This window comes from Nakamurella sp. GG22 (assembly GCF_052976845.2).
On sequence record NZ_JBRIIO020000027.1, the window covers coordinates 24,547 to 35,126 of the forward strand.

The 10,580-nt window shown below is 71.0% G+C and carries 11 protein-coding genes; 6 read left to right on the plus strand and 5 right to left on the minus strand.

Annotation, left to right across the window (positions count from 1 at the left end; translation table 11 throughout):
- Window positions 1–21 precede the first annotated feature (21 nt).
- Window positions 22–420 carry a hypothetical protein gene (locus ACVBEQ_RS22455; protein ID WP_447155626.1) on the minus strand — a complete coding sequence of 133 codons (399 nt, stop codon included), beginning with the start codon at window positions 418–420 and terminating at the stop codon, window positions 22–24.
- Between the two features lie 201 nt (window positions 421–621).
- On the opposite strand from ACVBEQ_RS22455, the gene ACVBEQ_RS22460 reads away from it, so the two are divergent.
- Window positions 622–1,134 carry a DUF2231 domain-containing protein gene (locus ACVBEQ_RS22460; RefSeq protein WP_447155627.1) on the plus strand — a complete coding sequence of 171 codons (513 nt, stop codon included), beginning with the start codon at window positions 622–624 and terminating at the stop codon, window positions 1,132–1,134.
- A 10-nt stretch (window positions 1,135–1,144) separates the two neighbouring features.
- On the opposite strand, the gene ACVBEQ_RS22465 is transcribed toward ACVBEQ_RS22460, so the two are convergent.
- Window positions 1,145–1,795, minus strand: a complete 651-nt coding sequence (locus ACVBEQ_RS22465) for a TetR/AcrR family transcriptional regulator (RefSeq protein ID WP_447155628.1) — start codon at window positions 1,793–1,795, stop codon at window positions 1,145–1,147.
- Between the two features lie 68 nt (window positions 1,796–1,863).
- On the opposite strand from ACVBEQ_RS22465, the gene ACVBEQ_RS22470 reads away from it, so the two are divergent.
- The 4 genes from ACVBEQ_RS22470 to ACVBEQ_RS22485 all read left to right on the plus strand — a co-directional run bounded on the left by ACVBEQ_RS22470 (window position 1,864) and on the right by ACVBEQ_RS22485 (window position 6,192).
- Window positions 1,864–3,240 (plus strand): FAD-dependent oxidoreductase, encoded by a 1,377-nt coding sequence (locus tag ACVBEQ_RS22470; RefSeq protein WP_447155629.1) that lies wholly within the window; start codon window positions 1,864–1,866, stop codon window positions 3,238–3,240.
- Window positions 3,241–3,279: 39 nt separating this feature from the next.
- The gene (locus ACVBEQ_RS22475) at window positions 3,280–3,735 is read left to right on the plus strand and encodes a pyridoxamine 5'-phosphate oxidase family protein (RefSeq protein ID WP_447155630.1); all 456 of its coding nucleotides are present in this window, start codon (window positions 3,280–3,282) and stop codon (window positions 3,733–3,735) included.
- Between the two features lie 199 nt (window positions 3,736–3,934).
- On the plus strand, window positions 3,935–5,653 hold the full coding sequence (locus ACVBEQ_RS22480; protein ID WP_447155631.1) for a glycoside hydrolase family 13 protein: 1,719 nt from the start codon (window positions 3,935–3,937) through the stop codon (window positions 5,651–5,653).
- Window positions 5,641–6,192, plus strand: a complete 552-nt coding sequence (locus ACVBEQ_RS22485) for a GNAT family N-acetyltransferase (RefSeq protein ID WP_447155632.1) — start codon at window positions 5,641–5,643, stop codon at window positions 6,190–6,192. The genes ACVBEQ_RS22480 and ACVBEQ_RS22485 overlap by 13 nt, the downstream gene beginning before the upstream one ends.
- A 1-nt stretch (window position 6,193) precedes the next feature.
- Here ACVBEQ_RS22485 and ACVBEQ_RS22490 read toward each other — a convergent pair whose 3' ends face one another.
- Both ACVBEQ_RS22490 and ACVBEQ_RS22495 read right to left on the minus strand, forming a co-directional pair.
- Entirely contained in the window at window positions 6,194–7,159 is a 966-nt protein-coding gene (locus ACVBEQ_RS22490) for a quinone oxidoreductase family protein (protein ID WP_447155662.1), read from the minus strand.
- Window positions 7,160–7,219: 60 nt separating this feature from the next.
- Window positions 7,220–8,635: a replication-associated recombination protein A gene (locus tag ACVBEQ_RS22495; protein WP_447155633.1), complete on the minus strand. Its 1,416-nt coding sequence runs from the start codon at window positions 8,633–8,635 to the stop codon at window positions 7,220–7,222.
- 46 nt (window positions 8,636–8,681) lie between these two features.
- On the opposite strand from ACVBEQ_RS22495, the gene ACVBEQ_RS22500 reads away from it, so the two are divergent.
- Window positions 8,682–9,515, plus strand: a complete 834-nt coding sequence (locus ACVBEQ_RS22500) for a PhzF family phenazine biosynthesis protein (RefSeq protein ID WP_447155634.1) — start codon at window positions 8,682–8,684, stop codon at window positions 9,513–9,515.
- A 20-nt stretch (window positions 9,516–9,535) separates the two neighbouring features.
- On the opposite strand, the gene ACVBEQ_RS22505 is transcribed toward ACVBEQ_RS22500, so the two are convergent.
- Window positions 9,536–10,561, minus strand: a complete 1,026-nt coding sequence (locus ACVBEQ_RS22505) for a zinc-binding metallopeptidase family protein (protein ID WP_447155635.1) — start codon at window positions 10,559–10,561, stop codon at window positions 9,536–9,538.
- Window positions 10,562–10,580 lie beyond the last annotated feature (19 nt).

Consider the following 10,580-nt stretch of genomic DNA (forward strand, 5'->3'; position numbering starts at 1 on the left):
AGAAAAGAACCGCTGGGTCGGTCAGGCCGAACGGCGGGCGGCCCGCGGGGCGTCGCGACGCTCGGCGGCCGGACGGCTCGGCGGTGCACCCGGCGCCCGGGGCTCGACCGGCGCCGGCACGGCCGGCCCGATCGCCTCCGGGCCGACCAGCATGACGGCGCCGGTCGAACTGTCGATCAACGGTCGGTAGCTCGCCCTGCGGTTGACGGCGCCCTGGCGGACGTCGGCGGCGAAGGCGCCGACCGCATTGCCGAGTTCGGCGATCGCGTCGGCGATGTCCGCGGCGATCGCGGACGGCGTCACCTTGGCCTTCAAGGCCTCCCGCGCGGCTTCCTTCGCCCTGCGGGTTCGCCTGGTGGCCGCGACGCCGAGCGCAACGCCCGCGCTGAAGTAGTAGATGCGCTTCACGGCTGCCGTCATCCCTTTCGGTGGGCCCTGCGCGTGCGGGTCGATCCGGGGTCGCCCGGACCGGGACGCGCGAGCGTTCAGGGAAGGTTACCCGCCCGGCCCGGGTCCGGGGATCGACCTCCGGGCGGGCCGGGATGAACCGAACGCAGGCATACCGCGTGTCTTCATCAGGTGTGGACCGGTACGGATCGGACGATGGGAGATGATCACCGCATGTTCGGAGAGATCAACGGGTTGCCCGTGCACGTACTGGTGGTGCACGCCGTTGTGGCGCTCATCCCACTGGCCGCCCTGCTGACCGTGTTGTCCGCGGTGTGGCCGGCCGCCCGCCGCCGGTTGGGCGTCGTCACGCCGCTGGTCGCCCTGCTGGCCGTCGGTGCCGCCTTCGCCGCGAAGGAGGCCGGCGAATGGCTGCAGGACCGGGTGCCGAGCAGCCCGCTGATCATCGCGCACACAGATCTGGGCGCCACCATGCTGTGGTTCGCCCTCGGCCTGTTCGTCGCGGCACTGCTCGCCTGGGGCGTGCCGACACTGCTGGCCAGGCGGTCGGGGCAGCCGCCGGCACCGTGGGTCGGCGTGGTCGTCGCAATCGTCGCTGTGGTGCTGTCCGGTGCGGCCGTGTTCCAGGTCTATCGGGTCGGCGAGTCCGGCTCCAAGGCGGTGTGGACCGGCTCGTTCTGTGCTGAACCGATCGCGGCGGACGGCAGCTGCCAGGCGACCGGCTGAGCCTTGCGACTCACCGACCCAGCAGATCCCTGGTCATCGCCGCGGTGAGCCAGCTCCGGTAGCGCTCGGGTGACCATCCCCGTTCGACCACCAACCGCAGGTACGGGCCGGCGTCCATGGCCAGCCAGCACAGGTCGGCCGCCTCCGGTGCGGTGAGCCCTTCCCGCAGGGTGCCGATCGACTCCAGGTGGGCGACGAAAGCGCGCGCACCGGCGAGCTTGTTGCGGTCCGCGATCTGTTGCAGCTCGGCCGCCTGCGCGTCGACATGTGCTGCGGCGGCCAGCACGCCGGCGACTGGCGCAGCACGGACCGCGGTGCCGGTGATCATCGCGGTCCAGAGCCGGACGGCTTCGGCGGGATCGGCGGTAGCGAGGATTTCCTGGACTTCCGACCGCTGCTCCATCGGAACCGGTTCGTCGTCTCCCACCAACGCCCAGTCGTAGGCGTCCTTCAGCAGCGCGAGCTTTCCGCCCCCTGAGGCGAAAACGGTCTTACGGCTGACCCCGGCGGCCGCTGCGATCTCGTCGATGGTCGTCGCCGCGTAGCCCTTTGCGACGAACAGCCGGCCGGCGGCGTCGACAATCGCCCGCCGGGTGGCCCGAGCCTGCTCGTCGCGCACCGCGGACAGATACGCGCGCTTGGACAAATGTGTTGACGGCACCGCCCGCAACTCCCATTCTGAACACGTCAATTCGCTACACCGACGGTAACACGAATGAGGTGGAGACCATGAAGGTGGCGATCATCGGAGCCGGGCCGACGGGTCTGCTGATGGGGATGGGCCTTGCCAGGCGTGGTCACCGGGTGGTCGCCGTCGATCGCGACGAGGGCCCGTCGGCGGACGGAACCTGGGCCCGAAAAGGCGTCATGCAGTTCCACCACGCACATGCGTTCCGCGGCCAGGTGCTGGAATTGCTCACCCTCGAGGCACCGGCGGCGCGGCAGGCATGGATCGAGGCCGGCGCCGAACCGATCGAGATCTCCACGCCTGACGGGCGTGTCGTCGCGGCGGGAGTCCGGTCGCGCCGCATGACGTTCGAATCCGCGCTGCGATCCGCCGCTCTTCAGCAGCCTGGACTGTCCATCCTGCGCGGGCACGTCGATCAGGTGCTGGTCGGCGCCGGCGCCCATGGCCGGACCCGCGGCCTGTCGGTCGGCGGCGCCGAACTGGAGGCCGACCTGGTGCTGGACGCCTCCGGGCGCTCGAGCCGCGTTGCCAGATCCCTGCGGTCCGCGCCGCAGATCGGTGGGGATTGCGGCATTGCGTATGTCGACCGGCAGTACCAACTGCGCGAAGGCATTCCGACACCACCACTGGACAACCCGATTGCCTGGCAGGGCAACTACGACGGATACCTGATCATCGTCTTCATCCACGAACGCGGCATCTTCTCCGCACTGATCGTCCGGTCCACCACTGACCGCTCCCTCGTCCCGCTGCGGCACAACGCGGCCTTCGCCGCGGCCGCGGCGGCCATCCCGGGGCTGGCTGCGTGGACCGATCCGACGGTGGCCCGACCGCTGACGGACGTGCTGCCGGGCGGCGCCCTGCTGAACGTCTACCGCTCCCAGCGGGCTGCCGACGGCGAACTGGCGTCTCCCGGCCTGATCTCCGTCGGCGACGCCGTCTGCACCACCACGCCGAACTTCGGCCGGGGCGTCACCACGTCTTTTCTGCAGGCAGCGGAGCTGCTCCGGCTGATCGACGAGTACGGCTCGGACGGCGCGACGATCGGCGGGTACTTCGACAGCTGGTGCGAGGCGAACATGCGGCCCTGGGTCGAGGACCACATCCGGATGGACGCGGCGCAGAACAGCCGCTGGGCCGGCGAGGACATCGATCTGACGACGAAGCTGCCTTCGGACCTCATCATGTCCGCGGCCGAGCGGGACCCGTCGATCGGCGCCGCAATGGGCCCGTACCTGACGATGCGCGGCCTGCCGTCGTGCCTGGACGCCGTCGAGCCGAAGGCAAAAGCGGTGTACGCGGGCGGCTGGCGCCCGGGGCTGCACCCCGGACCCGGCAGGGCCGAAGTCGCCGACATCGCCCTGCGCGCCGCCCCAGTCGGGACTTTGGGCCCTGGCTCCCGGGCCCAGCCGCATTGAATGCTGACCCTCACGGCCCGACGCTCAGTGAGGATGGCGATGTCACGATCGGCGACACGCAGCGGCTCTGCCGACGGCGGCCTCGGCCTGCACACCCTCGATCGTGCCGAGTGCCTGAGGCTGCTGGAACAGGGCGTCATCGGCCGTGTCGTGTACACCGCCGGGGCGATGCCCGCCGCCCAGCCGGTCAACTACGCCATGGACGGCGACGAGATCATCTTCCGCACTGAGGGCGGCACCAAGATGGAACTCGCCGTGACGAACGCCGTCGTCGCCTTCGAGATCGACGAGATCGACGTCGCCACCCGCAGTGGCTGGAGCGTCCTGGCGGTCGGCGAGGCATATCACGTCAGCAATCCGGATCGGCTCAGCTCGCTGCAGGAACGGATCCCGCCGCCGTGGGCCGCGGGACGGTCGGTGTACACGATCGCCATCCCGACCACCCAGCTGACCGGCCGCCGGCTGCGGAGCGCGGACGCGACCTCCGGGGAGTGACCGACCGGCGGTGATCCGTAGCACGGACCCGCAGCACGGTCTTGCGCTGCCACCCCTCCCCCGCCGTACCCTGTAGCTGCGTCGAATCGAATCGATTCGTGTGACCTGGGTCATGCTCGGCGCGATCACTCAACCGGCCGGGACGACGGGCGTCAACCTCCGTCCAGGCAAGCCGCACCGAACAGGAAGGTCATCCGGAGTGTCCATCGGAGAAACCACCACGAACGAGGTCTTCACCGACCTGATCGCCCCGTTGACCGCCCACCACCCGCAGGCCGCGGCCGCCGACGACTGGCGCCGCACGGCCGTGGTGTACCAGGTGTACCCGCGGTCCTTCGCCGACGCGAACGGCGACGGGATCGGCGACCTGCCCGGCGTCACCTCGCGACTCGACGCGCTGGCCGACCTGGGTGTCGACGCCGTCTGGCTCTCGCCGTTCTACACCTCACCGCAGGCGGACGCCGGGTACGACGTCGCGGACTACCGCAACGTGGATCCGGTCTTCGGCACGCTGGCCGACTTCGATGCGCTGCTGGAGAAGGCCCACGGGCTCGGCCTCAAGGTGATCGTCGACCTGGTGCCGAACCACTCCTCCGACGAGCACCCCTGGTTCCAGGCGGCGCTGGCCGCCGGGCCGGGTTCGCCGGAGCGGGCGCGGTACATCTTCCGTGACGGCCGCGGCGACAACGGCGAACTGCCGCCGAACAACTGGGAGTCCTGCTTCCGAGGACCGGCCTGGACCCGCACGACCAACCCGGACGGCACGCCCGGCCAGTGGTACCTGCACCTGTTCGACACCAAGCAGCCGGACTGGGACTGGCAGAACCCCGAGGTCCGCGAGGAATTCCTCTCGGTGCTGAAGTTCTGGCTCGACCGCGGCGCTGACGGGTTCCGTGTCGACGTCGCACACGCACTGATCAAGGCGCCGGGCCTGCCCGACACCGACCCGCGGGTCGATGCCGGCCCCGACGCCGACCCCGAGGGCTTCTTCCAGACCGGCCCGATGTGGGACCAGGACCGGGTGCACGAGGTGTACCGCTCGTGGCGCGCGCTGCTGGACGGCTACACCCCCGACCGCATCCTGGTCGCCGAGGCCTGGGTCCAGCCGCTGTCCAGGCTGTCCCGGTACGTCCGCGACGACGAGATGCACCAGGCCTTCAACTTCGACTACCTGGAGACGGAGTGGGACGCGGCCGCCCTGCGCCGGACCATCGACTCCTCGATGGCGGCGAACGAGGCCGTCGGTGCGCCGACCACCTGGGTGCTGTCCAATCACGATGTGGTGCGCCATGTCTCGCGGCTCGGCCTGCCCTCGAAGGGCCCGCGGCCGAACGGCATCAGGGCCGACGACCCGCAGCCCGATTACCACTTCGGGCTCCGGCGGGCCAAGGCGTCCAGCCTGATGATGCTCGGTCTGCCCGGTTCGGCGTACCTGTACCAGGGCGAGGAGCTCGGGCTGCCCGACCACACCGCACTGGACGACGACCTCCGGCAGGACCCCACCTGGTGGCGCTCCGAGTACACCGAGGCCGGCCGCGACGGCTGCCGGGTGCCGCTGCCCTGGGAGGCCGACGCGCCCGGACTGGGCTTCGGCCCGACCGGCGCAACCTGGCTGCCGCAGCCGGCCGAGTACGCCGACCTGGCCCGCGACCGGCAACTCGCCGCGGACGGCTCCACGCTGAGCATGTACCAGTCGGCACTCGCCCTGCGCCGGGCGTTCAAGCTCGGAGCCGGCTCGCTGCAGTGGCTTCCGGGTCTGGGTGCCGACGTCATCGGCTACATCAACGGGGAGGTCACCGTGGTGTCCAACATGGGCGACGGGCCGGTTGCGCTGCCGTCCGGCGAGGTGCTGATGTCCTCCGACGAGCTGCCCGGCGACGGGACGCTGCCGGCGGACGTCACGGTGTGGCTGGTCTGAGTACGGTGCTGACGACCCCGCGGCTGCGGTTGCGGCCGCTGACCCGCGGGGACGCAGCGGCGCTGTCGGCATACCGGTCCGACCCTGCCGTCGCCCGGTACCAGCCTTGGACGGTGCCGTTCACCGTGCAGGATGCCGAGAACCTCATCACCGCGCTGGTGGAATCGGACCCGCTGACCCCGGGCTGGTTCCAGTACGGCATCGAACGCCGAGCTGACGCGGCCCTGATCGGCGACCTCGGGGTGCACCTGCACGCGAACGGCATGCAGGCCGAGATCGGTTTCACCCTGTCCGCTTCCGAGCAGGGACAGGGCTACGGCAGCGAGGCGGTGCGGCGCATCCTGGAGCACCTGCTCGTCGAGCGGCGGCTGCACAAGGTGGCTGCCGAGTGCGACGCCCGCAACGAGGCGTCGGCCCGCCTGCTGACCAGGGTGGGCTTCACCCTCGAGGGGCGGCTGCGTTCGCAGACGTTCCTCAAGGGCGAGTGGACCGACGACCTGTGGTTCGGCGTGCTGGCCGACGAGTGGCCCCCCGCTTGAATCAGGGGAGCAGCACCAGTTTGCCCGTCGTCCGGCGACCGGCGAGTTCCTCCTGCGCCGCGGCCGCGTCCGACAGCGGGTAACGGCCCCCGATCAGCACGTGCAGGGACCCGTCCGCGACCCAGCCGAACAGGTCGGCGGCCCTGGCGAGCAGCTCCGCGCGGTCGAGGACGAAGTGGTCGACGTTGGGCCGGGTGAGCTTGAGTGAGCCGCCCTTGTTGAGCCGCTGGATGTCGAAAGGCGGGACCTGCCCGCTCGCGCCGCCGAACAGCACCATCGTGCCGCGCATCGCCAACGAATCCAGCGAGCCGTCGAAGGTCGCTGCGCCCACCCCGTCGTACACGGCAGCCACTCCCCTGCCGCCGGTCAGCTGCCGCACCTTCGCCGGGAAGTCGTCATAGCCGACGATCACCTCGTCTGCGCCGGCACCGCGGGAGAGCGCCGCCTTCGCCTCGGTGGACACCGTGGTGATCACCCGCGCGCCGAGCTTCTTGGCGATCTGGGTGAGCAGCAGGCCGACCCCTCCCGCGCCGGCGTGGATGAGCACCGTGTCGTCGGGCCCGATGCGGAAGACGTCGGTGGCGAGCGCATGCGCCGTCAGACCCTGCAACGCCAGGGCGGCCGCCTGCTCGTCGGACAGCGCGTCCGGGACCGGGATCAGCTTCGCCACCGGCCCGACGGTCACCTCGGCGTAGGACCGCGGGACCTGCAGCCAGGCCACCCGGTCGCCCACCGCGAGTTCGGTGACGTCCGGGCCGAGGGCGATCACCTGACCGGCGCCCTCCCTCCCCGGCACCATCGGCAGCGGCATCGGGTAGACGCCCTCCCGGTGGTAGATGTCGATGAAGTTCACCCCGGCGGCGGCGACCTGGATCGCCACCTCGCCCGGACCCGGCTGGGGAGCCGCGATCTCGGTGTACTGCAGCACCTCCGGACCGCCGGTCCGCTCCAGCTGAACCGCCCTGATCTTTCCTGCGTCGGTCATCGTCACGCCTCTCCGCTCATCCCCGATCCGCTCATCCCCCGATCACTGGTCAGGTTCCCCGCGAATCGTTCGCCGCAACTTCGGTACCCGCTCGGCGAGGGTGCGTTCGGCACCGTAGCCGGTCGGACTGTAGTAGTCCCGGCCGACCAGCTCATCGGGCGGGTACTGCTGCGGCACAACGGCTCCCGGCCGGTCGTGCGGGTAGATGTAGCTCTGTGCGTTGCCGAGTTTCGCCGCGCCCGGGTAATGCCCGTCGCGCAGCGCCGGCGGCACCGAACCGGCCCTGCCGTCCCGGACGTCCGCCATCGCCGCGTCGATCGCCCGGATGACGGCGTTCGATTTCGGCGCCGTGGCGAGGTGGATGGTGGCCTGCGCGAGGGCGATGCGCGCCTCCGGCAGGCCAACCAGCTGGACGACCTGGGCGGCGGCCACGGCCACCGGCAGCGCGGTCGGATCGGCCATCCCGACGTCCTCGGAGGCGTGGATCATCAGCCGCCTGGCGATGAACCGCGGATCCTCCCCCGCCTCCAGCATCCGGGCGAGGTAGTGCACGGCCGCATCGACGTCGCTGCCGCGGATCGACTTGATGAACGCGCTCGTGACGTCGTAGTGCTGGTCGCCGGACCGGTCGTAACGGACGGCCGCCCGGTTGACCGCCCGTTCAACGGCGGCCAGGTCGATGACGGCCGGAGACCCGTCGAACGGCGCCCCGCCGACCTCGCCGACCGAATCGGCCGCCGCCTCGAGCGCGGTCAGGGCCCGCCTGGCGTCGCCGCCGGCCAGGGCGACCAGGTGCGCCCTGGCCTCGTCGGTGATCTCGAAGGCGCCGGCCAGGCCGCGCTCGTCTTTCACCGCCCGATCGACCAGGGATGCGACATCGGCGTCGGTCAGCGGCTGCAGCTGCAGCACCAGCGAACGGGACAGCAGCGGCGAGACCACGGAGAAGAACGGGTTCTCGGTGGTCGCCGCGATCAGCACGATGGTCCGGTCCTCGACCGCGCCGAGCAGTGAATCCTGCTGGGTGCGGGAGAACCGGTGCACCTCGTCGATGAACAGCACGGTCTGCTCGCCGGTCGACCGCAGCCGGGCGGTGGCGTCCGCGATCACAGCCCTGACCTCTTTGACGCCCGCGGAGACGGCGGACAGCTGCGCGAAGTGCCGGCCGGTCGACCCGGCGACCAGCGTTGCCAGAGTGGTCTTGCCGGTCCCGGGCGGGCCGTACAGGAGCATCGATGACGGCGACCCGCCCTGCACCAGCCGGCGCAGCGGCGCCCCCGGACCCAGCAGGTGCGCCTGGCCGGCGACCTCGTCGAGGGACCTCGGCCGCATCCGGGCGGCCAGCGGCGCATGCGGGTCGACGGGGCGGTCCGGCGACCAGGCGGCGGTGCCGGGCCGGGCTGTATCCGGCTGCTCGGCGGTACCGCCCACCGTGAAAAGGCCTGGCTCCGTCGGGCTCACCGCGCCGACGCTACCGGTCGGGCGCACAGAAGTAGGCTGCGGTGCCATGGAGATCCTGCGCTACGCCGCCTTCACCGATCGCCCCGATGGCGGCAACCCGGCGGGCATCGTGCTGGCGGCCGACGGGCTCGACGAGAGCGAGATGCAGCGCATCGCAGCCGATGTCGGATTTTCGGAAACGGCGTTTCTCACTCCCACCGGCCCGGAGACGGCCAACGTGCGGTACTTCGCGCCGATCGCCGAGGTGGCGTTCTGCGGGCACGCGACCATCGCGGCCGCGGTCGCACGGGCAGAACGGATCGGCGCCGGCCGGCTGACCCTGGAGTCCGTGGCCGGCCCGATCGAGGTGACGACGACGCAGAGCGCGAACGGGATCACGGCCACGCTGGTCAGCGTGCCGCCGGTAGTCGGCGAGATACCGGACGAGGTGACGACGGAACTGCTCGCGGCCCTGCGGTTGACGCCGGCCGACCTCGACCCGGCGCTCCCGGTCCGCGTGTCGTACTCGGGGAACCATCACCCGATCGTCGGTGTGCCACTCGACGTGCTGGACCGGCTCGACCACGACCAGCCCCGGCTCGCCGCCGTGATGGCCGCGAACGACTGGGGGGCGACGGTGGCCGTCGTCAGCCGCACCGGCGACACCGAGTTCGAGGCGCGCAACCCGTTCCCACCCGGCGGTGTGCGGGAGGACCCGGCGACCGGCTCAGCGGCCGCCGCACTCGGCGGGTATCTCCGCGCCCTGGGTCTGGTCGACCCACCCGCGACCGTGACGGTGCGGCAGGGCAGGCACATCGGCCGGCCCGGGGTGCTGATCGTCGACATCCCGGCCGGGGACGGCGGCATCGCGGTGTCCGGCGGCGCGGTGCCCCTACCCTGACATTTCACCTGGCCCTGAACTCAGACGGTGGCGTTGACCTCGGCCGGGGCGTTGCTCGCGGCCACCAGCCGGTGCACCAGTCGCATCTTCTCCAGCACGGCCGGCGGCAGCACGAACGGGTAGAGATCCTTGTGCCCCATGGACCGGTTGATCATGTTCAGCGACCAGACCAGCGGCAGCCACAGTGCGATCATCCGGTCGAACCCTGCGTTGCCGGCCAGCGGCTGGGTCGCCGTCGCACCGGCCGGTGCGAAGCCGAAAGCTGCTGCAGTGTCGATGGTGTCGCGGATGTGCAGGTAGTGCGCGAAGGTCTCCGCCCAGTCCTCGGCGGGATGCATGGTCGCGTAGGAGGAGACGTAGTTCTGTTCCCAGCCCTGCGGTGCACCCTGCGAGTAGTGCCGGTCGATGGCGGCCTGGTAGTCCGCATCCGGGTCGCCGAAGAGCTGCTCGAACTCCTGGCGGGCCGGCCCCGACTCGGCCAGCACGATGAAGTAGTAGTGACCCGTCTCGTGCCGGAAGTGCCCCAGCAGGGTCCGGTACGGCTCGTCCATCGAGACCCGCAGCTGCTCGCGGTGCACATCGTCACCCTCGGCGAGATCAAGGGTGATGACGCCCTCGTCGTGCCCGGTGATGACCGGCTGCTGGGCGCTGGAGAGCAGGTCGAACGTCAGGCCGCGGTCCGGGTCCTCGGTGCGGTCGCTGATCGGCAGTCCGAGGTCGACCAGTTCGACGACCAGCCGGCGCTTCGCGGCCTCCGCCTCGGCGAATGCCACCAGGGCGGGATCACCGTCGGCGGGCCGGGTCCGGGTCAACGAACAGGACCGGCACAGCGGCGGACCTTCGGCCGGCACCAGCCAGTTGCAGCCGGCCACGTGCTTGTTCGCGCACACCCGGCGCGGCGGGGCCAGCGTGGTCAGCCCGTCGGACCCGAGCACCGCGAATTCGCGCTGCACGGGGTCGAAGCCGATGGCGTTGCCGCAGCTCAGGCACAACGAGTTCTCGAAGGCCAGTCGTTGACCGCAGTGCGGGCAGGCAAAGTCACGCATGGAAATCCTCAGCGTCGGG